At 68.6% G+C, this 24,210-nt stretch carries 18 protein-coding genes; 12 read left to right on the plus strand and 6 right to left on the minus strand.

Translation table 11 applies throughout. The annotated features are described in order from the left end of the window. Positions 1 to 288: 288 nt before the first annotated feature. From AC07SQ_RS13735 to AC07SQ_RS13745, 3 genes are all read right to left on the minus strand, one after another. Positions 289 to 2,142, minus strand: a complete 1,854-nt coding sequence (locus AC07SQ_RS13735; protein ID WP_159273427.1) for a phosphoenolpyruvate carboxykinase (GTP) — start codon at positions 2,140 to 2,142, stop codon at positions 289 to 291. A 151-nt stretch (positions 2,143 to 2,293) separates the two neighbouring features. Further along, positions 2,294 to 2,446 (minus strand): hypothetical protein, encoded by a 153-nt coding sequence (locus AC07SQ_RS13740; RefSeq protein WP_169805104.1) that lies wholly within the window; start codon positions 2,444 to 2,446, stop codon positions 2,294 to 2,296. 121 nt (positions 2,447 to 2,567) lie between these two features. After that, complete coding sequence (locus AC07SQ_RS13745) at positions 2,568 to 3,767, minus strand: threonine ammonia-lyase (RefSeq protein WP_495273163.1); 1,200 nt, start codon at positions 3,765 to 3,767, stop codon at positions 2,568 to 2,570. A gap of 116 nt (positions 3,768 to 3,883) precedes the next feature. On the opposite strand from AC07SQ_RS13745, the gene AC07SQ_RS13750 reads away from it, so the two are divergent. The 4 genes from AC07SQ_RS13750 to xylB all read left to right on the plus strand — a co-directional run bounded on the left by AC07SQ_RS13750 (position 3,884) and on the right by xylB (position 10,824). Next, entirely contained in the window at positions 3,884 to 6,208 is a 2,325-nt protein-coding gene (locus AC07SQ_RS13750; protein WP_062482108.1) for an ATP-binding protein, read from the plus strand. 79 nt (positions 6,209 to 6,287) lie between these two features. Next, positions 6,288 to 7,913, plus strand: a complete 1,626-nt coding sequence (locus tag AC07SQ_RS13755) for a S41 family peptidase (RefSeq protein ID WP_495273164.1) — start codon at positions 6,288 to 6,290, stop codon at positions 7,911 to 7,913. A 189-nt stretch (positions 7,914 to 8,102) separates the two neighbouring features. After that, on the plus strand, positions 8,103 to 9,284 hold the full coding sequence (locus tag AC07SQ_RS13760) for a nucleoside hydrolase (RefSeq protein WP_495273165.1): 1,182 nt from the start codon (positions 8,103 to 8,105) through the stop codon (positions 9,282 to 9,284). Positions 9,285 to 9,354: 70 nt separating this feature from the next. After that, positions 9,355 to 10,824: a xylulokinase gene (gene xylB / locus AC07SQ_RS13765; RefSeq protein ID WP_495273166.1), complete on the plus strand. Its 1,470-nt coding sequence runs from the start codon at positions 9,355 to 9,357 to the stop codon at positions 10,822 to 10,824. Positions 10,825 to 10,840: 16 nt separating this feature from the next. Here xylB and AC07SQ_RS13770 read toward each other — a convergent pair whose 3' ends face one another. Beyond that, the gene (locus AC07SQ_RS13770) at positions 10,841 to 11,809 is read right to left on the minus strand and encodes a tripartite tricarboxylate transporter substrate binding protein BugE (protein ID WP_495273167.1); all 969 of its coding nucleotides are present in this window, start codon (positions 11,807 to 11,809) and stop codon (positions 10,841 to 10,843) included. Between the two features lie 52 nt (positions 11,810 to 11,861). After that, positions 11,862 to 13,094, minus strand: a complete 1,233-nt coding sequence (locus tag AC07SQ_RS13775) for an alpha-hydroxy acid oxidase (RefSeq protein WP_495273168.1) — start codon at positions 13,092 to 13,094, stop codon at positions 11,862 to 11,864. A gap of 121 nt (positions 13,095 to 13,215) precedes the next feature. Between AC07SQ_RS13775 and AC07SQ_RS13780 the strand changes: the two genes are divergently transcribed. Beyond that, positions 13,216 to 14,118 (plus strand): LysR family transcriptional regulator, encoded by a 903-nt coding sequence (locus AC07SQ_RS13780; protein WP_495273169.1) that lies wholly within the window; start codon positions 13,216 to 13,218, stop codon positions 14,116 to 14,118. A 10-nt stretch (positions 14,119 to 14,128) separates the two neighbouring features. Here AC07SQ_RS13780 and recQ read toward each other — a convergent pair whose 3' ends face one another. Beyond that, positions 14,129 to 16,039 (minus strand): DNA helicase RecQ, encoded by a 1,911-nt coding sequence (gene recQ, locus AC07SQ_RS13785; RefSeq protein ID WP_495273170.1) that lies wholly within the window; start codon positions 16,037 to 16,039, stop codon positions 14,129 to 14,131. A 306-nt stretch (positions 16,040 to 16,345) separates the two neighbouring features. On the opposite strand from recQ, the gene AC07SQ_RS13790 reads away from it, so the two are divergent. The 7 genes from AC07SQ_RS13790 (at position 16,346) to AC07SQ_RS13820 (ending at position 24,104) form a co-directional block, all read left to right on the plus strand. After that, positions 16,346 to 17,311 carry an ABC transporter substrate-binding protein gene (locus AC07SQ_RS13790; RefSeq protein ID WP_307638576.1) on the plus strand — a complete coding sequence of 322 codons (966 nt, stop codon included), beginning with the start codon at positions 16,346 to 16,348 and terminating at the stop codon, positions 17,309 to 17,311. A 13-nt stretch (positions 17,312 to 17,324) separates the two neighbouring features. Further along, positions 17,325 to 18,170: an ABC transporter permease gene (locus AC07SQ_RS13795; protein ID WP_370681937.1), complete on the plus strand. Its 846-nt coding sequence runs from the start codon at positions 17,325 to 17,327 to the stop codon at positions 18,168 to 18,170. Then, entirely contained in the window at positions 18,155 to 18,949 is a 795-nt protein-coding gene (locus AC07SQ_RS13800; protein ID WP_062481286.1) for an ABC transporter ATP-binding protein, read from the plus strand. The genes AC07SQ_RS13795 and AC07SQ_RS13800 overlap by 16 nt, the downstream gene beginning before the upstream one ends. Positions 18,950 to 18,955: 6 nt before the next feature. Continuing rightward, positions 18,956 to 19,693, plus strand: coding sequence for a histidine utilization transcriptional repressor HutC (hutC, locus tag AC07SQ_RS13805; protein ID WP_062481289.1), 738 nt, complete (start codon positions 18,956 to 18,958; stop codon positions 19,691 to 19,693). A gap of 179 nt (positions 19,694 to 19,872) precedes the next feature. Further along, on the plus strand, positions 19,873 to 21,435 hold the full coding sequence (gene hutH, locus AC07SQ_RS13810; protein WP_495273171.1) for a histidine ammonia-lyase: 1,563 nt from the start codon (positions 19,873 to 19,875) through the stop codon (positions 21,433 to 21,435). A gap of 37 nt (positions 21,436 to 21,472) precedes the next feature. After that, positions 21,473 to 23,203, plus strand: coding sequence for a urocanate hydratase (gene hutU, locus AC07SQ_RS13815; RefSeq protein ID WP_495273172.1), 1,731 nt, complete (start codon positions 21,473 to 21,475; stop codon positions 23,201 to 23,203). A gap of 61 nt (positions 23,204 to 23,264) precedes the next feature. Then, complete coding sequence (locus tag AC07SQ_RS13820; protein ID WP_495273173.1) at positions 23,265 to 24,104, plus strand: phytanoyl-CoA dioxygenase family protein; 840 nt, start codon at positions 23,265 to 23,267, stop codon at positions 24,102 to 24,104. The last annotated feature ends 106 nt before the right edge of the window (positions 24,105 to 24,210 follow it).

A 24,210-nucleotide genomic window follows, 5' to 3' on the forward strand; every position in this document is an offset into this window, starting at 1 on the left:
CACTCAGCGTGCGACACCGCATGCAATTCCAGAAGCTTGAACTTCATCAGCACCTTCATCGCGTGACGCGCGTGCTTCTCAGGGTCGCGCTCCAAGCCAAACAGCCGCTTGTGAGCTGTCTGCAACGCGCGCCCCACATCGGCGAAGACGCCTCCATGCCCTGGAATCACCTGGCGAGGCGCTAATTGACCGACGCCTAAAACAAAAAAGCCCGATGAGATGAACTCACCGGGCTTTCTACTAGGCTTTCAGCGCCCGTATTCGCAGGCCGCATGGGCCTGAGTCCGTTTAGGCAGCCAGCCGCTGCTCAATCGCAGCCTTCGTCTCCGGCAATTCCTTCGGCAGATGGTGCGCCAGCTGCTGGAACAGCTCCGTATGCAGCTTCAGCTCCGCCTGCCAAGCCGCCTTGTCGATGCTCGTGACGGTAGCGAACTGCTCGGCGCTGAAATCAAGCCCAGTCCAGTTCAGGTCTTCATAACGCGGGCTCACGCCGGTGATGTGCTCGACGCCTTCCGTCGCCTTGCCTTCCACGCGGTCGATCATCCACTTCAGCACGCGCATGTTCTCGCCGTAGCCTGGCCAGACGAACTTGCCGTCCGCGCCCTTGCGGAACCAGTTGGTCGTGTAGATCTTCGGCAGCTGGGCGCCCGAGGCTTGCAGCTTCTTGCCCAGGTCGAGCCAGTGCTGGAAGTAGTCGCTCATGTTGTAGCCCATGAACGGCAGCATGGCGAACGGATCGCGGCGCACCACGCCCTGCTGGCCGGCGGCCGCAGCGGTGGTTTCCGAGCCCATCGTGGCGGCCATGTAGACGCCTTCGACCCAGTTGCGGGCTTCGGTGACCAGCGGCACGGTCGTCGAACGGCGGCCGCCGAAGATGAAGGCGTCGATCTTCACGCCCTTTGGGTCGTCCCAGGCTTCGTCGAGCGCGGGGTTGTTGGTGGCGGCGACGGTGAAGCGCGCGTTCGGATGGGCGGCCTTGGCGCCGGTTTCCTTGGCGATCTGCGGCGTCCACTCCTTGCCTTGCCAGTCGATGCAATGCGCGGGCGCGTCGCCCATGCCTTCCCACCAGACATCGCCGTCATCGGTCAGCGCCACGTTCGTGAAGATCACGTCACGGTGCAGGCTGGCCATGCAGTTCGGGTTGGTCAGGTCGTTGGTGCCCGGAGCCACGCCGAAGTAGCCGGCTTCCGGGTTGATGGCGCGCAGCGTGCCGTCGGCTTGCGGCTTGATCCAGGCGATGTCGTCACCGATGGTCGTGACCTTCCAGCCGTCGAAGCCCGCCGGCGGGATCAGCATCGCAAAGTTGGTCTTGCCGCAGGCGCTGGGGAAGGCGGCGGCCACGTGGTGCTTCTTGCCCTCGGGGCTGGTTACGCCGAGGATCAGCATGTGCTCGGCCAGCCAGCCTTCGTCGCGGCCCATGTTCGAGGCGATGCGCAGCGCGAAGCACTTCTTGCCCAGCAGCGCGTTGCCGCCGTAGCCCGAGCCGTAGCTCCAGATCTCGCGCGTTTCGGGGTAGTGGACGATGTACTTGGTCTTGTTGCAGGGCCAGGTCACGTCCTTCTGACCGGCCTCGAGCGGTGCGCCCACGGTGTGGACGCAGGGCACGAACTCGCCGTCGGTGCCCAGCACCTCGTACACGGCCTTGCCCATGCGCGTCATGATGCGCATGTTGACGGCGACGTAGGGGCTGTCGGACAGCTCGATGCCGATGTGCGCAATGGGCGAGCCCAGCGGGCCCATGCTGAAGGGCACCACGTACATGGTGCGGCCCTTCATGCAGCCGTCGAACAGGGGCTGCAGCGTCGCGCGCATCTCGGCCGGGGCCATCCAGTTGTTGGTGGGGCCGGCGTTTTCCTTCTGGGCGGAGCAGATGAAGGTGCGGTCTTCGACGCGTGCCACGTCGCTCGGATCGGACATCGCGAGGAACGAGCCCGGGCGCTTGGCGGGGTTCAGCTTTTTGAAGGTACCGGCGTCGACCAGTTGCTGGCAGAGGCGGTCGTATTCTTCCTTGCTGCCGTCGCACCAGTGGATGGCGTCGGGTTTGCACAGCGCGGCCATCTCGGCCACCCAGGCGATCAGCTTGGCGTTCTTGACGTATGAGGGCGCCTGAATGGGAAGGCCCTTCATCGTGGGTGCGTTCATCGGAAATCTCCTAAGTTGAAAAATCGTCTTTCCGAACGGGGCGCCGCGCCTGACCAGGCACGGAGGTCCGTTTGAGAAAACGTTTCGCTTCGGGAGATTGCGTCAACGCGGGCCGCACAGCCCGCGGACAAAAGCGCGAAAGCCTGTCAGCTCAGGCGAGAAAAACGGCGATCGACGCCAGCAGCAGCATCAGCACGCCGCCGGCCAGCGGGAGCACGAGCGGCATCAGGTGAACGACCGATTCGACGGCGTCATGTTCGGCGGCGGCAGCGTGGCCGTGCTCGGCGGGGGTGGGATGGGACATCGGGAAATACCTCGAATACGCAAATGACAACGCATCAAATGCAGTCAACCGCAAATGACAAAACTCCCGCCATTTTACCGGCGAGGCGCCGTCAGCGGGTCTAGGGGGTTGCGAGGAGCCCTCAGTGCTGCTCCACCGCTTCGAAACCGGCGTCTTTCAGGGCACTCAACACGCTTGCCAGGTGGGCCCGGCCGCGCGTTTGAAGCACCAGCTCGACGTCGACATTCTGCGCCGCCAGCATGGTGAAGGCGCGCTGGTGGTGCACTTCGTCGACGTTAGCGCCCGCTTCGGCCACAGTGGCCGTGATCTGGGCCAGCGAACCCGGCACGTCGCGCGCGCTGACGCGCACCCGGGCGAGCCGACCGGCGCGCACCATGCCGCGTTCGATGATGGCCGCGAGCAGCAGCGGATCGATGTTGCCGCCCGACAGCACCAGGCCCACACGCTTGCCGCGAAAGCGCTCCGGGTGCCGGATCAGCGCCGCCAGGCCGGCCGCGCCCGCGCCTTCGACCAGGGTCTTTTCGATCTCGAGCAGCATCAGCACGCCCTGCTCGATGTCGCCTTCATCCACCAGCAGCAGGTCGTCGACCTTGGCGGCGATGATCTCCCGCGTCAGCACGCCGGGCGTGCCGACCGCGATGCCTTCGGCGATCGTGCTCGTGCCTTGCGCGTGGTGCGTGCCCTTGACGGCATTCACCATCGCCGGAAAGCGCTGCGTCTGCACGCCGACGATCTCGATGCCGGGCTTGATCTCGCGCGCCGCAACGGCCATGCCGGCGATGAGCCCGCCGCCGCCGACCGCCACCACCAGCGTGTCGAGATCGGGCATCGCGTCGAGCATCTCGAGCGCGATGGTGCCCTGGCCGGCAATGATGGCTTCGTCGTCGTAGGGGTGCACGAAGGTCAGGCCTTCGCGTTCGGCCAGCGCCAGCGCATGGGCACGTGCCGCGTCGAGCGTGTCGCCGTGCAGTACCACCTCGGCGCCGAAGCCGCGCGTGCGCTCGATCTTCACGCCGGGCGTGAAGCGCGGCATCACGATGAGTGCGCGCAGGCCCAGCCGCTGCGCGTGATAAGCCACACCCTGCGCATGGTTGCCGGCCGACATGGCGATCACGCCGCGCGTGCCGCCTTCAGAAAGATCAACCAGTTTGTTGCACGCCCCGCGCTCCTTGAACGAGGAGGTGAACTGCAGGTTCTCGAACTTGAGGAACACCTGCGCACCCACGATTTCAGAGAGCGTGCGCGACTCCACGCAGGGCGTGTTGAGCACCTGGCCCTGCAGGCGCGCCGCAGCGCGACGGATAGCTTCGATTCCGACCATGGCGCGCATTGTGGCTGGAATCCAGCGGATCAGGGTTTTTACTCTTTCGGCGTCTTCCCGAAGCCAAAAGTCTGCGTTATGGTCGCTCCAAGTATTTCCTCGCAGGAGGTTGCCTGATGGTCAAGCGTGCGGGTGTCGATGTGGTGGCTGCTGCGGTGCGCGGGCAGGCCTTGCCTTCGCCCGGCCTCAAGGAAGCACCGGTGCTCGAGCTCATGTGCTCGCACTTCGTGCTCACGCTCGCCGCCAAGCAGGGGCCGCGCTTCAATGTGCGGCGCGATATCAACGGATTGCTCTCGCTCACCGGGCGCCACCTCGTGTGGCCCGCCGCGGTGCTGCAGCGATTGCGCGAGTTCCTGGGCCGCCGCTGTGCGGGCAACGAAGCGTGGAAAGGCGTCGAAGATTTCGACGGCCGCACGCTGCTCGAACGCCACGGCGTGTGGCGCGGCCCGTATGAAGAAGGCACGCTGTTCTTCTACCTCGACGAGTACGCGAAAGACCAGCCGAAAGACCTGCTCTCGGTGCTGGCCGTCACGCGCGATTGGCTCACGCACGCGCTGCGCAAGCAGTCGACGCTGGTCGAGAAGAACATCGACGCGCTCGCCGGCCTCTTGCAGCTCAACAAGGCCGAGCGCGCGCTGCTCCTGTACGGCACGCTCGCGCGCTACCAGCGCGACCTGCGTTCGCTGCTGGTCGAGTTCAAGGTCAACAACGCGCCCGAGGCCTATGCCGCCATCGCCGACATCGCGGGCGTCAACGCGAGCGAGGTGGGCGAGGCGCTGCGCGCGGGCTCGCGGCTGGAGCGCATCGGCCTCGTCGAAAACCTCATCTCCGAGCACAACATCACCGACCTCGCCGACCTCATGAAGGTCAGCGAGAAGCTGCCGCCCGTGCTCATGCGCGAGTACCGCGACCACAACGAGTTGATGGCCGTGTTCACGCGGCCATCGGCCAAGAGCGCGCTCACGCCGCACGATTTTTCCTTCGTGCAGGAAGACGCGCAGATGCTCGTCACGCTGCTGCGCGCCGCCGTCGCGCGCAAGGAGCCCGGCGTCAACGTGCTGCTCTACGGCCCGCCCGGCACCGGCAAGACCGAGCTGGCCAAGGTGGTCGCGCAGGCCGCGGGCCTCGAACTCTTCGAGGTCGAGTACGCCGACCGCGACGGCAACTCGCTCAGCGGCCGCGACCGCTACCGCTCGCTGCAGATCGCGCAGGTGTTCCTCAAGGGCAGCGCACAGGCCGCGCTGCTGTTCGACGAGGTCGAGGACGTGTTCCCGCCCATCAGCACCGAGGCCGCGCAGTTCATGGCGCGCGCCGAGCAGATCCCCGCGCCCGCCAGCGGCAGCGTGAGCGGCAAGGCCTGGGTCAACCAGATCCTCGAGGCCAACCCCGTGCCCACGCTGTGGGTCACCAACCGCATCGAGCAGATCGACCCGGCCTTCCGCCGCCGCTTCGCCTACCACCTGGAGCTCAAGTCGCCGCCGCCCGGCGCGCGCGAACAGCTCGTCAAGAAGACGCTCGAAGGCGTGGTCGTGTCCGAGGCCTTCACCGCCAAGCTGGCCGAGCGCAAGGGCCTCACGCCCGCGCAGATCCGCACCGCCGTGCGCTTTGCCGGCCTGGCCAAGACCGACGAGGCTTCGGTCGAGGCCCTCATCGAGCGTCAGCTGCGCAACGCCGACCTCGCGCTGGGTACGCTCGACAAGAGCCCGGCCGAGCGCCGCAGCGTCACCACCTACGACCTGGACATGCTCCACGTCGAAACCCGTTTCGAGATCCCGCGCATCGTCGAGGCGCTGAAGGCGCGCGGCCACGGCACGCTGTGCTTCTACGGCGCGCCCGGCACCGGCAAGACCGCGCTGGCCGAGCACATCGCCAAGGCCGTGGGGCGCCCGCTCATCGTCAAGCAGGCCAGCGACCTCATGAGCAAGTACGTCGGCGAGACCGAGCAGAACATGGCCGCCATGTTCAAGGAGGCCGAGTCCGAGAAGGCCGTGCTGCTGCTCGACGAGGCCGATTCGTTCCTGCAGGACCGGCGCGGCGCGCAGCGCACCTACGAGGTCACCGAGGTCAACGAAATGCTGCAGGGCATGGAGCGCTTTCGCGGCGTGTTCGTGTGCACCACCAACCTGCTCGACCGGCTCGACCAGGCGGCGCTGCGGCGCTTCACCTTCAAGATCAAGTTCATGCCGCTCACCGCGGCCCAGCGTGAGCGCATGTTCGTCACCGAGGCGCTCGCGGGCGACGCGGCCCTGCTCACTGGCGAGGTGCGCGCGCGCCTGGCGCTGCTGTCGCAGCTGTGCCCGGGCGATTTCGCGGCCGTGAAGCGGCAGACCGACATCCTCGCGGCCGAGTTCTCGGCGGCAGAGTTTCTCGAACAGCTCGAAGCCGAGCATCGCATCAAGCCCGAAGTGCGCGAATCGCGCGGCATGGGCTTCATCCAGTAGCGGGCGCGCGTCCCGCCCCCGCGCCCCGAACAAAAACCAGTCAGCACTGTCCGCCACCGCGGACGCCAGGAGGACCCCGATGGCCTTTCGCAATGCACACGCGTCGCGGCGCTCGCGGGCCCTGGCCGCCACCACCGGCGCGATGGCGCTCGCCCTGGCCGGCCTGCTGGCGGGGTGCGGTGGAGGCGGCGGGGGAGGAGGTGGCGGCGGTGGTTTCCCGATCGGCGTGCTGCCGACGCCCGCGCCGGGAGGCGGGGGCAACGGGGGCGAGGGCGGCATCGTCGCGTCCGCGACCGTCGCCGGCCAGTGCGTCGCGCCGCGCCGGGGCACCAACCCCGCGACGGGCCGCGCGTACCCCGACACCGCCGGCACCGTCGACAACGAGAAGAGCTGGGTGCGCGGCTGGATCGACGAAACCTACCTTTGGTACAACGAGGTGCCCACCACGCTCAAGGCGTCCGATTACGCCACGCCGTTGACCTGGTTCAGCGTGCTCAAGACGCAGGCCACCACGCCCTCGGGCCAGCTCAAGGACCGCTTTCACTTCTACCTCGACACCGAGGCGTACCGCCTGGAGTCGGAGGGCGGCGTGTCGGTCGGCTACGGCATGGACACAGCGGCGGTGCGCAGCTCGCCGCCGCGCAACATCCGCCTCGCCTTCGTCGAGCCGGGTTCGCCGGCGGCGGCGGCCGGCCTGGCGCGCGGGGCCAAGCTGGTCGCGGTCGACGGCGTCGACGTGGTGGCCAGCACCGGGCAGGCCAATGTCGACATCATCAACCGCGCGATCTCGCCGCAGGCCCTCGGCGAGAAGCACACCTTCACCTTCGAGGTGAGCGGCACGCGCGGCAGCCCGATCGAGCTCACGGCCCAGCGCATCACGAGCACGCCGGTGCTGTACACCCGCACCATCGGGCCGGCCGGCAACCGCGTGGGCTACCTGCTGTTCAACGACCACATCTCGACCGCCGAGGGGCAGCTCGTCACGGCCATGAACACGCTCAAGCAGGACGGCGGCGTCCAGGACCTCGTGATCGACATGCGCTACAACGGCGGCGGCCAGTTGCGCATCGCGAGCCAGCTGGCCTACATGGTGGCCGGGCCGGGCCCGACGAACGGCAAGACCTTCGAGTTGCTGACCTTCAACGACAAGAACCCGTACCGCACCACGCTCGCGGACAACCTCACGCCCTTCTTCACGACCACCCGGGCCGGCCAACCCCTGCCCACGCTGGGCCTGTCGCGCGTCACGCTGCTGACGGGCCGCAGCACCTGCTCGGCCAGCGAGTCGGTCATCAACAGCCTGCGCGGCGTGGGCGTCACGGTCAACCTCGTGGGCGCCACCACCTGCGGCAAGCCCTACGGGTTCGTTCCGCAGGACAACTGCGGCACCACCTACTTCGCGGTCAACTTCAAGGGCGTCAACCAGGCCGGTTTCGGCGACTACGGCGACGGCTTTGCACCCAATGCCAGCTGCGCCGTGGCCGACGACTTCGACCACCTGCTGGGCGACGCCGCCGAAGGCCGGCTGGCCGCGGCGCTGCGGCTGCGCGACACCGGTTCGTGCGCGGCGGCATCCGCCAAGGCCGCGGACACCCCGGGCCTGGAGAAGGCCGCTGCGCCGGCGGAAGAAGACGAACCCTTCCTGCGCCCCCGCTCGCCGCTGCGCGAGAACCGGCTGATCGACCCCCTGCCCAACCCGGGTTGATGACGGCCTGACCCCGCGCGCGAGGCCGGCCCCGGCCTCGCGGAAAACCCCTAGCCGCACCCCATTGCCACGCCTGCGGCCTGCCACTTAGAGTTTGGCAAACGTTTGCGCAAAGGTTTGCGCAAACGTTTCCACCCCCTGGCGCCCCTCTGGAAACCGGGTTGAAAACCAAACACTTAGGAGAAGCAGATGCGCAAATGGACAGTGAGGGCCTTCTGGCTCGTCGCCGTGGCCGTGCTCACGGCATGCGGCGGTGGCGGGGGCGGCAATGACGGCATCGGCCTGGCACCCGGGTTCGCCGCGCCGCCGGTGGCGCAGAAAGTCATCATCGACAGCGACTACAACACCATGAGCGACGACGGCCAGCTCGGCGTCATGGCCGCGCAGCTGCAGGCCGAGGGCAAGGTGCAGGTGATGGGCATCAGCGTCGTGTCGGGCAACCAGTGGCTCAAGCAGGGTGTGGCCGACGCGCTGATGTCGGTCGAGCGCCTGGGCGTGGGCCAGCGCATCGGCGTCTACGTGGGCGAGAACTACGCCATCAACCACGACTACGCGGCCATCGAGGCCGAGATGAAGGCCGGCGCGGGCGGCGACGGCTACCTGGGCGCCTGGAGCGGCCCCGAGCCCAAGACCGACGCCGACCTCAAGCCCTCGCCCGACGGCTTCGCCACCCGCACCGTGGTGCAGCGCAAGAGCGCGGTCGACTTCATCATCGACACCGTCAAGGCCAACCCGAACGAGATCACCATCCTGGCCATCGGCCCGCTCACCAATATCGCGCTGGCCGTGAAGAAGAGCCCCGACATCGTGCCGCTGATCAAGAAGATCATCTACATGGGCGGCGCCGTCGACGTGGCCGGCAACACCACCCATTTCGCCGAGTTCAACTGGTGGTTCGACCCCGAGGCCGCGCAGTTCGTGGTGCGCCTGCCGATCCCGCAGGTGGTGGTGCCGCTGGACGTGACCGACACCGTGTTCCTCACCAAGCCCGTCTACGACCGCATCGCGCACCCGGCCAAGCCCACGGCCGTGACCGAGGTGTTCCGCAAGCTCAACGGCTACGGCTTCAGCGGCACCAACGGCTTCGAGAACAACCCGAACTACACGCAGAACATCTGGGACACGCTGGTGCTGGCCTACCTCATCGATCCGCGCTACGCCACGCAGACCGTCGAGCGCTATGTCGACGTGGTCGCCAAGCCCGGCGCCGCCGACAACGGCCGCTCCATCGGCTACACCACGCCGCCCGCGGGCGTGCCGCTGCAGAAGATGACGGTGGTGAAGAAGTTCGACAACGCGCGCTTCTTCGAGCTCTACATCGACCTGCACACGCGACCGGTGCCGATCACGCTGCCGGCGAGCGGCTCGTAAACCACCTGCCGTCAGCCGGCGCGCGGGGCCGGAGCGCCGATACTTCGGCCCTCGAACAGGGAACACACGCATGCTGATCGGCATCGATATCGGAACCTCCGCGGTCAAGATCGTCCTGACCGACATGCAGCTGCATGTCGTCGCCACGGTCGATCGGCCGCTCACTTCGCAGTACCCGCAGCCCCTGTGGTGCGAGCACGACCCCGACCAGTGGTGGGCCGCCGTGGCGGACGGCCTAGACGAGCTGGCGCGCACGCACCCGACGGCGATGACCGGCGTGCAAGGCATCGGCCTGTCGGGCCAGATGCACTCGCTGGTGCTGCTCGACGCGGCCGACCGCCCCGTGCGCCCCGCGATCTTGTGGAACGACGGCCGCGCCGCTGCCGAGGCCGCCGAACTCATGCAGACCGACCTGGCCCTGCGCTGCGCCGTCGGCGTGCAGCCGATGGCGGGCTTCACCGGCCCCAAGCTGCGCTGGCTGCGCACCCACGAGCCCGAGGCCGTGGCGCGCGCCCGCTCGCTGCTGCTGACCAAGGACTACGTGCGCCTGCAACTGTCGGGCGAGAAGGTGACCGACGTCACCGACGCCGCCGGCACCTGGCTGTTCGACCAGGCGCAGCGCCGCTGGTCGCCGCAGGCGCTCGCTGTCTGCGGGGTCGATCCCGCCTGGCTGCCGCGCGTGGTCGAGTCGTGCGAACCCTGCGCCACCGTGCGCGACGCGCTGGCCGCGCGCTGGGGCCTGCCGCGCGACGTGCCGATCGCGGGCGGCGCGGGCGATGCCGCGGCGGGCGGCGTCGGCATCGGCGTGGTCGGGCCGGGCGACGGCTTCGTGTCGCTCGGGACCTCGGCGCAGATCCTGGTGGCCGACACCGCGCACCGCCCCGACCCCGAGCGGCTGGTGCATGCCTTCTGCCACGCGCTGCCGCAGCGCTGGTACCGCATGGCCGCGCTGCTCAACGGCGCGAGCCCGCTCGCGGCGCTGGCGTCGTGCACCGGTGGTGCCTCGGTCGGCGCGCTGCTGGCCGAGGTCGAGGCCGCGTACGCCGGGCCGTCGCGCCTGCTCGCGCTGCCCTACCTGTTCGGCGAACGCACGCCGCACAACAACCCGTTCGCGCGCGGCGCGATCGTCGGCCTGTCGGGCGCCACCACGCGCGCCGACCTGATGCAGGCGGTCTGCGAAGGCATCGCCTTCTCGCTCGCCGACGGCCTGGAAGCGCTGAGCGCGCAGACGGCGCGGCCCGAGCGCCTGGCGCTGATCGGCGGCGGCGCGCGCTCCGCCTTCCTGGCGCAGCTGATCGCGTCGGTGCTCGATGTGCCGCTGGTGCTGTACGAATCCGCCGACCGCGGCCCGGCCTTCGGCGCGGCGCGGCTTGCGCGGCTGGCGGTCACGGGCGAAGACCCGGCCGGGGTGGTGGTGGCGCCGGCCGTGCGCCAGGTGCTCGCGCCCGACGCCGCCTTGCATGCGGCCTACCAGCCCCGGCTCGGGGCCTTCCGCACGCTCTACCGCGCGATGGCGCCGGTCTGGGCGTCGGTGGCCTGAAGAGGCGCTCGCCGGCTCAGTCCGGCGTGAGCCCGGCGGTGTCCACCACCTTCTTGTACACGTCGAACTCGGCGGCCATCTGCTGCGTGAATTCCTGCGGCGTGTTGCTGACGACGAAGGAGCCGGTGTCCTGGATGCGCTTGCGCACGGCAGGATCTTCGAGCGATTTGCGCGCCGCCGCGTGCACCTTGTCCACCACGTCCCTGGGCAGGCCCTTGGGGCCCACGATGCCGTAGTACGCCATGCGGTTCACCGGCGCGAGGCCGACCTCCTTGAAGGTCGGCACGTCGGGCAGGTCCTTCAGGCGCTCGGACGCCGCCACGACGATCGGGATCAACCGGCGGTCCTTGATGAAGGGCAGCGCCGACGGCAGGTTGTCGAAGATCATCGCGACCTGGCCCGCGACGGTGTCGTTGAGCGCCGGGCCCGACCCGCGGTAGGGGATGTGCGTGACGGACGCGCCGGCCATGCCCTTGTACAGCTCCATCTGCAGGTGCCCGATGCTGCCCGTGCCTGCGGTGGCGTAGGCGTACTTGCCGGGGTTCTTCTTCAGCACCTCGATGAAGCCCTTGTAGTCCCGTGCCGGAAAGCTGGGGTGGACCGCAATGACGTTGGGCGTCGCCGCCAGGTTGATGATCGGCGTGAAGTCGGTCTTCGGGTTGTAGGGCACCTTGGGGTTGATGGCCGGGTTGGCCGCCGTCGTCGACACGGTGCCGATGCCCAGCGCGTAGCCGTCGGGCGTGGCGCGCGCGGTCTCGGCGGCCCCGATCGCGCCGCCCGCGCCCGACTTGTTCTCGACGATGACGCTCTGCCCCAGGTGCCTGCCCAGGGGCTCGGAAATGACGCGCGCAATGATGTCCGTCGTGCCGCCCGGCGCGAACGGCACCTGCAGCTTGACGGGCTTGTCGGGGTAGCCCTGCGCATGGACGGGCACGGCCGCTGCCAGCAGGCAGGCGAGGGCGAACAGGGTGGGGTTTTTCGGCAAGGTGTCTTCCTCCTCTTGGATTGATGGAATGGGTGGGATGAGTGGGGGCCGATCAGGGGCGCCGCGGAATCAGGCAGCTCGCGTCGAGCTCGCCCGGGTCGTTGACGCCGAGCATGGCCATGTTCCGATCGACCTCGTCCCGCAGCAGCCGGATCGCGTGCGCGACGCCCGCGTGGCCGCCCACGGCGGCGGCATACATGAACGGGCGGCCGGCGAACACGGCCTTGGCGCCCAGCGCCAGCGCCTTCAGCACGTCGCTGCCGCGGCGCACGCCGCCGTCGACCATCACGGGCAGCTCGCCTGCAGCGTCCAGCACCTGCGGCAGCGCGCGCAGCGCCGGTGCGGCGCCGTCAAGCTGCCGCCCGCCGTGGTTGGAGACGATGAGCCCATCGGCGCCGAGCTGCCGCGCGCGCCGCGCATCGGCCGGATGAAGAATGCCCTTCAGGATCAGCGGCCCGCGCCACTGCTGCCGGATGCGGGCGATGTGGTCCCAGTGGATGTGGTCGCGGCCGGTCGTGTCGCGGATCGCGGTGCTGGAGAAAAGAGGCGCGCCGCGCGTGGCGAACGAGTTCTCGAAATGCGGCATGCCGTGCGTCACGAAGGTCCGCGCGAGCGTGCCGAGCAGCCAGCGAGGCCGCACGAGGCCGTCCCATGCCAGCCGCAGGCTGGGCCGCAGCGGCGTCGTGAAGCCGGCGCGCACGTTGTTTTCGCGGTTCGCCCAGACCGGAATGTCGACCGTGACGACCAGGTGGCGAAAGCCCGCGCCGGCGATGCGCGCCACCAGGCCGTCGATGCGCGCCGCATCGCCCGGCAGGTAGGCCTGGAACCACGTGCCGGGCGCGGCCTGGGCCACTTCTTCCATCGGGATGAGCGAGGTGCCGCTCATGACCGCGGGAATGCCGGCCGCCTGCGCCGCCTGCGCGAGCACCAGGTCGCCGCGGTAGGCCGACAGCGCGCTGATGCCGACCGGCGCGATCCCGAAGGGCGACGCGTAGCGCTGGCCGAACAGCGTGACCTCCTGCGAGCGCCGGGAGACGTCGACCAGCACCCGGGGCAGGAAGTCGTGCGCGTCGAACGCGGCGCGGTTGGCGTCCAGCGAGCGGTTGTCTTCCGCCGCACCGGCGATGTAGCCGAACAGCGGGCGCGGCAGCCGGCGCCGGGCCGCGTGCTCGAAGTCCTGCAGCGACAGGATGCCGGCCAGGCGCCGCGGCGTCGCGGCGGCAGCAGCAGGGGCTTGCGTCGGCGCGGTGCGCGGGGCATCGAAGGCACGCGAGAAAACAGTCATGTCCGCCATCCAGTCAGTCGTTCGGTCCGCGCGGACTGTAGGCGTGCAGAAGGTTTTGAAAAAGCGAATTTATGGTAATTTGCCATTTCGCTTTTTTCGAAATGACAGAGAGGAACGACGCATGACGCTGAAGCAACTGGAGGCGTTCTACTGGGCCGCGACCTGCGCCAGCTTCGCGCTCGCGGCGCAGCGGCTGCACCTGTCGACCTCGTCGCTGTCCAAGCGCCTGGCCGAGCTGGAGGTGTCGCTCGGCGCGCCCTTGTTCGACCGCGCCGGGCAGCGGGCCACGCTCACGGACGCGGGTGAGCGTTTCCTGCCGCGCGCCGCCGCGCTGCTGCTGGCGGCCGACGAAACGAAGCGGTCGATCGGCGCGCCCGCCAGCCTCGGCGGCCGTTGCACCTTCGGCATCGGCGAACTGAGCGCGCTGACCTGGCTGCCCCAGCTCGTCGCGCACGTGGGGCGGCACCTGCCGGACCTGCGCCTGGAGCCGCACGTCAACTTCGGTTCGGCGCTGGACGAGCGCCTTCGCAACGGCGAGCTCGACTGCGCGGTGATTGCCGGGCGTTCACCGCACCACGGGCTGATCTCGTCGCACACCGTGGGCCAGGCGCATTTCGTGTGGGTGGCCGCGCCCGCGTTGGCGGGCAAGACCGCGACGATCGGCGCGCCGCTGCTCGCGCAACATCCCATCGTGACGCTGCCCCCTGGCGCGGGCACCAGCCGCCTGCTCGACGAATGGCTCATGGCCGAGAACCTCGAGGCGCCGCATCGCCTCAGCTGCAACAGCTGGGGTGCCGTCGCCGGCCTGTTGATCGAGGGGATCGGTGTCGGGTTCCTGCCGGAAGGCTGGGCGCGCCTGCTGTCGCGCCGCGGCGACCTGCGCATCCTGAAGGCCCGCCAGGCCCTGCCCGCGCTGACCTACACCTTCCAGAAGCGCAGCAACGACGAGCGCCATCTGCTGACGGCCATGCGCGCCGCGGTGCTCGCGTCCATCGATTTCTCGAAGGCGGCCCGCCTGCTCTAGCCGGAGAGGGTCAGAAGGCTTCGCACACGCGAAGCACCTCTGCGCCGTAGGCCTCGAGCTTCTTCGTGCCGATCCCGCTGATGCCCTGCAGGTCTTCAAGCGTCGCGGGTGCGCGCTCGGCAATGGCGGCCAGCGTGGCGTCGTGAAAGATCACGTAGGCCGGCAGGTTGTGTTCCTTGGCCACCTCGGCGCGCCAGGCCTTGAGCGCCTCGAAGCGCTTCTTGCCGGTGTCGTCGAGCGAGGCCGCCGCCGGCGACGGCGCGCCCTTGGCGGCCTTCTCGCGCCGGGGCTTGCGCTCGGCCGGCGATGACACCGACTCGCGCAGCGACACCGAGGTCTCGCCCTTGAGCACCGCGCGCGAGCCCTCGGTGAGCTTCAGCGTGTTGAACGCCTCGGCGTCCACCGCCAGCGCGCCCGTGGCGATCAGCTGGCGCAGCACGCCGCGCAGCGCCACCTCGCTGAACTCCGCGCCGATGCCGAAGGTGCTGATGCGCTCGTGGCCGAACTGCTTGACCTTCTCGGTCGCCTTGCCGCGCAGGATGTCCATGATGTGGCCCGCGCCGAAGCTGATGCCGCTGAGCTGCTGCACGCGATAGATGGTGCTCAGCAGCTTGCGCGCGGCATCGGTGCCGTCCCACACCTGCGGCGGGTTCAGGCAGTTGTCGCAGTTGCCGCAGGGCGTGCTCTTCTCGCCGAAGTAGCCCAGGAGGCGCACGCGGCGGCAGTCGCTGGCCTCGGCCAGCGAGAGCAGGGCGTCGAGCTTGCCGCGCATCACCTGCTTGAACTCTTCGCCGGCCGGGCTCTCGTCGATCATGCGGCGCTGGTTCACCACGTCGTTCAGGCCGTAGGCCATCCAGGCGTCGGCGGGGGCACCGTCGCGGCCCGCGCGGCCGGTTTCCTGGTAGTAGCCCTCGATGTTCTTGGGCATGTCGACGTGGCCCACGAAGCGCACGTCGGGCTTGTCGATGCCCATGCCGAAGGCGATGGTCGCGACCATCACGATGCCTTCTTCGCGCAGGAAGCGGTCCTGGTGCTTCTGGCGCACCGCGGCGTCCAGGCCCGCGTGGTACGGCAGGGCGTTGATGCCGGCGCCCTGCAGCGTCGTCGCGAGGTCTTCCACGCGCTTGCGCGACTGGCAATAGACCACGCCCGCGTCGCCCTCGTGCTCGCGCTCGATGAAGCGCAGCAGCTGCGTGGTGGCGTCCTTCTTCTCGACGATGGTGTAGCGGATGTTCGGGCGGTCGAAGCTGGAGACGAACTGGCGCGCCTCCTCGAGCTGCAGCCGCTCGACGATGTCGGCGCGCGTGAGGTCGTCGGCCGTGGCCGTGAGCGCGATGCGCGGCACGCCCGGGTAGCGCTCGTGCAGCACGGTGAGCGCGCGGTACTCGGGGCGGAAGTCGTGGCCCCACTGGCTCACGCAATGCGCTTCGTCGATGGCGAACAGCGAGAGCTTGCCGCGCTCGTTCAGCGAATCGAGCTGCGAGAGAAAGCGCGGCGTGTTCACGCGCTCGGGCGCTGCGTACAACAGCGTGATCTCGCCGCGCAGCATGCGGCGCTCCACGTCCTGCGTCTGCTCCCAGTCGAGCGTGGAATTGAGGAACGCCGCGCTCACCCCCGCCTCGTGCAGCGCGCCGACCTGGTCGTGCATCAGCGCGATCAGCGGCGACACCACCACCGCCACGCCGCGCCCCGCGCGCTGCCGCGCAATGGCCGGGATCTGGTAGCAGAGCGACTTGCCGCCGCCCGTGGGCATGAGCACCAGCGCGTCGCCGCCGCCCACCACGTGCTCCACGATGTCCTGCTGGGCCCCGCGAAAGCGCGCGTAGCCGAACACGTCGTGAAGGATGTCGGCGGGGGCCGCGCTGCCGGGGCTGCTGCCGTCGCTGGAAGCGTCGAAGGGGCGGGGAGCGAGGGAAGACACAGGCGGGGGTGCGAAGGGCGGGGGAGGGGGAGAAAAGGGCCGGAGCCGGGGCGGACGCCGATTGTCCCCCAGCGGCTCCGATATGACTGTGGCACGGCGTTTGCAATGGTGAACCCCGTCCCGGCACCCCTCTTGTCTAGACAGCAAACTGGGGCATTTCTCTCGGAGATGCACCAAAACAGGACTTTCGGGTTATCCTGTATATACAAGTTGGGGCGCCTGGCAACAATGCGAGGCGTGCTGCCCATATCCCCCGGGCATGTATCGCCGAGTCACCTCTCTCAAAAAATGGAACCAGGAGTCCCCATGGTCAAGGTAGTTGTGAAAGTCGCTTCGCTGCTGGCAGCAGGTGCATGTGCAGCGGGCATGGCCGGAACGGCCGCCGCCCAGGACACGAAGATTTCGCTCGGCATGTCCGGCTGGACCGGCTTTGCGCCGCTGTCGCTGGCCGACAAGGCCGGCATCTTCAAGAAGAACGGGCTGGACGTCGAACTCAAGATGATCCCGCAGAAGGACCGCCACCTGGCGCTGGCCTCCGGCGCGATCCAGTGCGCGGCCACCACGGTGGAGACGCACGTGGCCTGGAACGCCAACGGCGTGCCGATCGTGCAGATCTTCCAGATGGACAAGTCCTACGGTGCCGACGGCCTGGCCGTGCGCAACGACGTGAAGAGCTTCTCCGACCTCAAGGGCAAGAGCATCGGCGTGAGCGCCCCGGGCACCGCGCCGTACTTCGGCCTGGCCTGGATGCTCAGCAAGAACGGCATGAGCCTGAAGGACGTGAAGGTGGTCTCGCTCGAGCCGCAGCCCGCTGCGCAGGCTTTCGTGGCCGGCCAGAACGACGCCGCCATGACCTACGAGCCCTACCTGTCGACCGTGCGCGCCAACCCGGCCGCCGGCAAGATCCTGGCCACCACGCTCGACTACCCGATGGTGATGGACACCGTCGGCTGCGCGCCCACCTGGCTCAAGGCCAACGGCAAGGCTGCCGCCGCGCTCACCAAGTCGTACTTCGACGCGCTGGACATGATCAAGGCCGACCCGGCCAAGGCCAACGAACTCATGGGCTCGGCCGTCAAGCAAAGCGGCGAGCAGTTCGCCAAGTCGTCGGCCTACCTGCGCTGGCAGGACAAGGCCGCCAACCAGAAGTTCTTCGCGGGCGAGCTCACCAGCTTCATGAAGGAAGCCGCGGCCATCCTGCTGGAGGCCGGCGTGATCCGCAAGGCGCCGGAAGACTATGCCGCCACCTTCGACGCCAGCTATGTCAAGTAAGGCCTTGCCGCAGATGCAACCGATGACCGCCGCTCCGGCGCGCGCCGTGACGCCGCCGCCCGCGCCTCCCGTGCGGCGTCGCGTGTTCGCGCCGCTCGAACCCATCAGCGCATCCGCGCGCACGATGCTGGGGCTGGGCTTCTTCGTGCTCTTCGTGGTGGTGTGGGGCATCGCCACGCTGGGCGGCTTCGTGTCGCCCACCTTCCTGGCGAGCCCGATCACGATGGTCAAGGAGGGCTGGCTGCTCTTCACCGAGTACGGCTTCATCGGCGACATCGGCATGACCGTGTGGCGCGTGTTCGGCGGCTTCCTGCTGGCGGCTGTCATCGCGGTGCCGCTGGGCGTGGCCATGGGCACCTGGAAGACGGTCGAGGCCTTCTTCGAGCCCTTCGTCTCGTTCTGCCGCTACCTGCCGGCCTCGGCCTTCATTCCGCTGCTCATCCTGTGGGCGGGCCTGGGCGAAATGCAGAAGCTCTTGGTGATCTTCATCGGCTCGTTCTTCCAGATCGTGCTGATGGTGGCCGTCACCGTGGGCGGCGCGCGGCGCGACCTCGTCGAGGCCGCCTACACGCTGGGCGCCAACAGCCGCGGCATCGTGGCGCGCGTGCTCATTCCGGGCGCCGCGCCGGGCATCGCCGAAACGCTGCGCCTCGTGCTGGGCTGGGCCTGGACGTACGTGATCGTGGCGGAACTCATCGGCTCCTCGTCGGGCATCGGCCACATGATCACCGACAGCCAGGCGCTGTTGAACACCGGGCAGATCATCTTCGGGATCATCGTGATCGGCGTCATCGGCCTGTTGTCCGACTTCGCTTTCAAGGCGATGAATCGCCGTCTGTTTGCATGGGCTGCACTGTGAAGAACCAACTCTCCATTCAAGGCGTCTCGCGCGTCTTCACCGGCACCAAGGGCCAGCGCACGCAGGCGCTGCAGCCGATCGACTTCGAGGTGAAGGAGAACGACTTCGTCACCATCCTCGGCCCCTCGGGCTGCGGCAAGTCGACGCTGCTGCGCATCGTGGCGGGGCTCGACTTCCCGACCACCGGCCAGGTGATGCTCGACGGCGAGCGCATCGAAGGCCCGGGCGCCGACCGCGGCGTGGTGTTCCAGAGCTACACGCTCTTCCCGTGGCTCACGGTGGCGCAGAACATCCGCTTCGGCCTGCGCGAGCGCGGCATGAGCGAAGCCGACCAGAAGGAACGCAGCGAGTTCTTCATCGCCAAGGTCGGCCTGCGCGGCTTCGAGCACCACTTTCCCAAGCAGCTCTCGGGCGGCATGCAGCAGCGCACCGCCATTGCGCGTGCGCTGGCCAACGACCCCAAGATGCTGCTGCTCGACGAGCCCTTCGGCGCACTCGACAACCAGACCCGCGTGCTCATGCAGGAGCTGCTGCTGGGCATCTGGGAGTCGGCGCAGAAGACGGTGCTGTTCGTCACGCACGACATCGACGAGGCGATCTTCATGGCCAACCGCGTGGCGGTGTTCAGCGCGCGGCCGGGCCGCATCAAGACCGAGATCGCGGTCGACTTCCCGCACCCGCGCAGCTACACCATCAAGACCTCGCCCGAGTTCATGGACATCAAGGCGCGCCTGACCGAAGAAATCCGCGCCGAGTCGATGGCCGCCGCGGAACATTAAGCCCCGATGAAACGCGACCTGCCGTCCCTCGCGCTCTATGCGCAAGTCAAGGATCACATCTCCCGCAAGATCCAGGACGGCACGTGGCCGCCCGGCCACCGCCTGCCTTCCGAGAACGAGCTGGTCGCGCAGTTCGGCATGGCGCGCATGACCGTGAACCGCGCCCTGCGCGAGCTCATGGAGCAGGGGCGCATCGTGCGCGTGGCCGGCGTCGGCAGCTTCGTGGCCGAGAACAAGCCGCAGTCCACGCTGCTGCAGATCGCCAACATCGCCAGCGAGATCCGCCAGCGCGGCCACGACTACCGCTGCGAGATGCTCGCGGTCGAGCGCCTCGCGGCCTCGCCCGACGTGGCCGCCTGGCTCGACCTGCGCGCGGGCGACTCGGTGTTCCACAGCGCCTGCCTGCACCTGGACAACGACACGCCCGTGCAGCTCGAGGAGCGCTACGTCAACCCGCAGGTCGTGCCCGACTTTCTCGAGCAGGACTTCACGGCCGTGCCGCCCAGCGAGTACCTGGTGCGCAACGTGCCCTTCGACCAGATCGAACACGTCGTCGATGCCGTGCTGCCCAGCGCCGAACAGGCCGAGCGGCTCGCGATGGCGCCCACTGACCCCTGCCTGCTGCTGACGCGCCGCACCTGGATCCGCAACACGCCCGTGACCTGGGTGCGCTGCCTGCATCCCGCTTCGCGCTACAGCCTCGGCAGCCGATTCAAGTCCGACGGCAACCCGACCTTCGGCTGAATATGACGCTCCCCCAGTCTTCGCGCACTTCGTGTCGCTTCGCCAACCCCCTCGCCGGGGGCAACACCAGCGGCCCGGCAAAGCCGGTTCCGCGGTGTTCCACGAAGGGACCGTGAGTCTTTTTTAAATGTCCAAAGGACAAGGTTTTCTCTCGCAACCACTTGTATAGACAGGTTCACATGCCAAGCAATCACACCGCCACTCCCCACGCCACATTGACCCTCACGCCCGGCAAGGTCGACCTTGCGATGCTGCGACGCATCCAGGCCGGCGGCGTGCGCCTTGCGCTCGATCCGTCGGTGCAGGACGGCATGGCCAAGGCCGAGGCCGCGGTGCGCCACATCGTCGAGAACGACGAAGTGGTCTACGGCATCAACACCGGTTTCGGCAAGCTCGCCAGCACGCGCATCGGCAACGACCACCTGGCCGAGCTGCAGCGCAACCTCGTGCTCTCGCACAGCGTGGGCACGGGCGAGCCGCTGGCCGCGCCGGTGGTGCGCATGATCCTCGCGACCAAGGCCGTGAGCCTGGCGCGCGGCCACTCGGGTGTGCGGCCCGCGCTGGTCGATGCGCTGCTGGCGCTGTTCAACGCCGGCGTCACGCCCAGCATCCCGTGCAAGGGCTCGGTCGGCGCCTCGGGCGACCTCGCGCCGCTGGCCCACATGGCCTGCGTGCTCATCGGCGAAGGCGAAGCCACGCTGGCCGACGGCAAGAAGGTGAGCGGCGCCGAAGCCATGCGCAGCATCGGCCTCGAGCCCTTCGTGCTCGGCCCCAAGGAAGGCCTGGCGCTGCTCAACGGCACGCAGGTGTCGACCGCGCTGGCGCTGGCCGGCCTGTTCGGTGCCGAAGACGTTTTTGCCGCCGCGCTGATGTCGGGCGCGCTGTCGCTCGAAGCCATCCAGGGTTCGATCAAGCCTTTCGATGCACGCATCCACGCCGCGCGCGGCCAGCCCGGCCAGATCGCCGTGGCCGGCGCCGTGCGCACGCTGCTCGACGGCAGCGAGATCGTGCCCTCGCACGCCGACTGCGGCCGCGTGCAGGACCCGTACTCGGTGCGCTGCATCCCGCAGGTGATGGGCGCCTGCCTCGACAACCTGGCCCACGCCTCGCGCGTGCTGGTCATCGAAGCCAACGCCGCATCGGACAACCCGCTGGTGTTCTGCGACACCGGCGAGGTGATCTCGGGCGGCAACTTCCACGCCGAACCCGTCGCCTTCGCGGCCGACATCATTGCGCTGGCCGTGAGCGAAGTCGGCGCCATCGCCGAGCGCCGCCTCGCGCTGCTGCTCGACAGCGGCCTGTCGGGCCTGCCGCCCTTCCTGGTGCGCGACGGCGGTCTCAATTCCGGCTTCATGATCGCGCAGGTCACGGCCGCCGCGCTCGCCTCGGAAAACAAGTCGCACGCGCACCCCGCCAGCGTCGACAGCCTGCCGACCTCGGCCAACCAGGAAGACCACGTGTCGATGGCCACCTTCGCGGCGCGCCGCCTGGGCGACATGGTCAACAACACCGCCGTGGTGGTGGGTATCGAAGCGATGGCCGCCGCCCAAGGCATCGAACTCAAGCGCAAGCTGAAGAGTTCGCCGCTGGTCGAAGCGGAATTCGCCCGCATCCGCCAGAAGGTCGCGTTCCTCGAGACCGACCGCTACCTCGCACCCGACATCGAAGCCATGCGCCTGTGGGCGCTCGCGGCCGACCTGCCGGCCGCGCTGCTCGACATCCTGCCCAGCCACTCGAAGTGATCCGTACCGACCGCCACCCGACAAGGAGAACCACGCCATGAACGCACCCGACAAATTCGCCCTGAACACCACCGCCACCGGCGCCGATCCGCGCCATGACCCGACCCGCGTGATCCGCGCCCCGCGCGGCACCGAGCTCAACTGCAAGAGCTGGCTCACCGAAGCGCCGTACCGCATGCTGCAGAACAACCTCGACGCCGAGGTGGCCGAGCGTCCGCAAGACCTCGTGGTGTACGGCGGCATCGGCCGCGCCGCGCGCGACTGGGCCTGCTATGACCAGATCCTTGCGTCGCTGAAGGAACTGGAAGACGACGAGACGCTGCTCATCCAGTCGGGCAAGCCCGTGGGCGTGTTCAAGACGCACGCCGACGCACCGCGCGTGCTGCTCGCCAACTCCAACCTCGTGCCGAAGTGGGCCAACTGGGAGCACTTCAACGAGCTCGACCGCCAGGGCCTCTTCATGTACGGCCAGATGACGGCGGGCAGCTGGATCTACATCGGCAGCCAGGGCATCGTGCAAGGCACCTTCGAGACCTTCGTCGAAGCCGGCCGCCAGCACTACAACAACAGCCTCGCGGGCAAGTGGATCCTGACGGCCGGCCTGGGCGGCATGGGCGGTGCGCAGCCGCTCGCGGCCACGCTGGCGGGCGCCGTGTCGCTGAACATCGAGTGCCAGCAGTCGAGCATCGACTTCCGCCTGCGCACGCGCTACGTCGACAAGCAGGCACGCGACATCGACCACGCCTTCGAACTCATCCAGCAGCATTGCGACGCCAAGGAAGCCGTGTCGATCGCGCTGCTGGGCAACGCGGCCGACATCCTGCCCGAGCTGGTCAAGCGCGCGAAGGCCGGCGGCCTCAAGCCCGACCTCGTGACCGACCAGACCTCCGCGCACGACCTGATCAACGGCTACCTGCCCTCGGGCTGGACCGTGCCGCAGTGGCAAGCCGCCATGAAGGACGCGTCGCAACACGACGCCCTGAAGAAGGCCGCCGCGAAGTCGTGCGCCGTGCACGTGCAGGCCATGCTCGACTTCCAGGCCATGGGCATCCCCACGGTCGACTACGGCAACAACATCCGCCAGGTCGCGTTCGACGAAGGCGTGAAGAACGCCTTCGACTTCCCGGGCTTCGTGCCGGCCTACATCCGTCCGCTGTTCTGCGAAGGCAAGGGCCCGTTCCGCTGGGTGGCGCTCTCGGGCGACCCGGAAGACATCTACAAGACCGACGCCAAGATCAAGGAGCTGTTCCCCGAGAACACCCACACGCACCGCTGGCTCGACATGGCGCGCGAGCGCATCGCCTTCCAGGGCCTGCCCGCGCGCATCTGCTGGCTCGGCCTGGGCGAACGCCACATCGCCGGCCTGGCCTTCAACGAGATGGTGAAGAACGGCGAGCTCAAGGGCCCGATCGTCATCGGCCGCGACCACCTGGACACCGGCTCGGTCGCCAGCCCGAACCGCGAGACCGAAGCCATGAAGGACGGCACCGACGCCGTCTCCGACTGGCCGCTGCTCAACGCACTGCTCAACACGGCCGGCGGCGCGACCTGGGTCAGCCTGCACCACGGCGGCGGCGTGGGCATGGGCTACTCGCAGCATTCGGGCGTGGTGATCGTGTGCGACGGCACCGACGCCGCGGCCAAGCGCATCGGGCGCGTGCTCTTCAACGACCCGGCCACCGGCGTCATGCGCCATGCCGACGCGGGCTACGACATCGCCGTGGCCACGGCGAAGAAGCAGGGGCTGAAGCTGCCGATGATCAAGTGACTCGGCGAGTGCAGTAAAAAAGCGGGTCACCCGACACCCGACACCCGAAGGAGACCCGACGATGACCCTCGATGCTTGCGACCTGCAGCGCCGCGTGCGCGAACGCGTGGACGACGCGCTGGTGGCGCAGTTCCAGCGCGACGGCGCGGTCTGCATCCGCCAGCTGCTCACGGCCGACGAACTCGCGCTGCTGCAGGGCGGCATCGAGGCGAACCTGGCGGCGCCCAGCCCGCGCGCCAAGGTCGCGAGCCGGCCCGACGACCCGGGCCGCTTCTTCGAGGACTTCTGCAACTGGCAGGAGATCGACGCCTTCGGCCGCTTCATCCGGCAGGCACCGCTGGCGCCCCTCGCGCAGCGGCTCATGGGCTCGGACACCGTGCGCCTGTACCACGACCACCTGCTCGTGAAGGAGCCCGGCACGCGCCAGCGCACGCCGTGGCACCAGGACCAGCCCTACTACAACATCGAAGGCATGCAGAACGTCAGCATGTGGATTCCGGTCGATCCGGTGTCGCGTGCCGCCACGCTCGAGTTCGTGGCCGGCTCCCACAAGGGGCCGTGGCTGATGCCGCGCACCTTCATGGACAACCACGCCAAGTGGTTCCCCGAAGGCAGCCTCGACGACCTGCCCGACATCGAGGGCGCGCGCGAGCGCTTTCCGATCGTCGGCTGGGACATCGAGCCCGGCGACTTCGTCTGCTTCCACATGCTCACGCTGCATGCGGCTGCCGGCGTCGAGGGGCCGAACCGGCGCCGCGTGTTCTCGGTGCGATTCATGGGCGACGACATCCGCCACGCGCCGCGCAGCTGGAAGACCTCGCCCGATTTCCCGGGCCTGGCCGAGCGCCTGCCGGCCGGCGCGCCGATGGACGATCCGCTCTTTCCGCTGCTGGTGCGCTGAGCCTCGGTAAGACGAAGGTAGAAAGAAAAAACGCGCTCATTCCCATCGCGTGGGAATTCGGGCTTGGTCGTGAGAACGGCGAGCAAGATACTGCACGCCGCATCCA

The organism is Variovorax sp. GW821-FHT06D12 (assembly GCF_059419205.1).

What these genes read in the sequence shown, in the direction of transcription:
- AC07SQ_RS13735 (WP_159273427.1), bottom strand. Translation starts at nt 2,142, where the DNA reads ATGAACGCACCCACGATGAAGGGCCTTCCCATTCAGGCGCCCTCATAC.
- AC07SQ_RS13740 (WP_169805104.1), bottom strand. Translation starts at nt 2,446, where the DNA reads ATGTCCCATCCCACCCCCGCCGAGCACGGCCACGCTGCCGCCGCCGAA.
- AC07SQ_RS13745 (WP_495273163.1), bottom strand. Translation starts at nt 3,767, where the DNA reads ATGGTCGGAATCGAAGCTATCCGTCGCGCTGCGGCGCGCCTGCAGGGC.
- AC07SQ_RS13750 (WP_062482108.1), top strand. Translation starts at nt 3,884, where the DNA reads ATGGTCAAGCGTGCGGGTGTCGATGTGGTGGCTGCTGCGGTGCGCGGG.
- AC07SQ_RS13755 (WP_495273164.1), top strand. Translation starts at nt 6,288, where the DNA reads ATGGCCTTTCGCAATGCACACGCGTCGCGGCGCTCGCGGGCCCTGGCC.
- AC07SQ_RS13760 (WP_495273165.1), top strand. Translation starts at nt 8,103, where the DNA reads ATGCGCAAATGGACAGTGAGGGCCTTCTGGCTCGTCGCCGTGGCCGTG.
- xylB (WP_495273166.1), top strand. Translation starts at nt 9,355, where the DNA reads ATGCTGATCGGCATCGATATCGGAACCTCCGCGGTCAAGATCGTCCTG.
- AC07SQ_RS13775 (WP_495273168.1), bottom strand. Translation starts at nt 13,094, where the DNA reads ATGACTGTTTTCTCGCGTGCCTTCGATGCCCCGCGCACCGCGCCGACG.
- AC07SQ_RS13780 (WP_495273169.1), top strand. Translation starts at nt 13,216, where the DNA reads ATGACGCTGAAGCAACTGGAGGCGTTCTACTGGGCCGCGACCTGCGCC.
- AC07SQ_RS13790 (WP_307638576.1), top strand. Translation starts at nt 16,346, where the DNA reads ATGGTCAAGGTAGTTGTGAAAGTCGCTTCGCTGCTGGCAGCAGGTGCA.
- AC07SQ_RS13795 (WP_370681937.1), top strand. Translation starts at nt 17,325, where the DNA reads ATGCAACCGATGACCGCCGCTCCGGCGCGCGCCGTGACGCCGCCGCCC.
- AC07SQ_RS13800 (WP_062481286.1), top strand. Translation starts at nt 18,155, where the DNA reads ATGGGCTGCACTGTGAAGAACCAACTCTCCATTCAAGGCGTCTCGCGC.
- hutC (WP_062481289.1), top strand. Translation starts at nt 18,956, where the DNA reads ATGAAACGCGACCTGCCGTCCCTCGCGCTCTATGCGCAAGTCAAGGAT.
- hutH (WP_495273171.1), top strand. Translation starts at nt 19,873, where the DNA reads ATGCCAAGCAATCACACCGCCACTCCCCACGCCACATTGACCCTCACG.
- hutU (WP_495273172.1), top strand. Translation starts at nt 21,473, where the DNA reads ATGAACGCACCCGACAAATTCGCCCTGAACACCACCGCCACCGGCGCC.
- AC07SQ_RS13820 (WP_495273173.1), top strand. Translation starts at nt 23,265, where the DNA reads ATGACCCTCGATGCTTGCGACCTGCAGCGCCGCGTGCGCGAACGCGTG.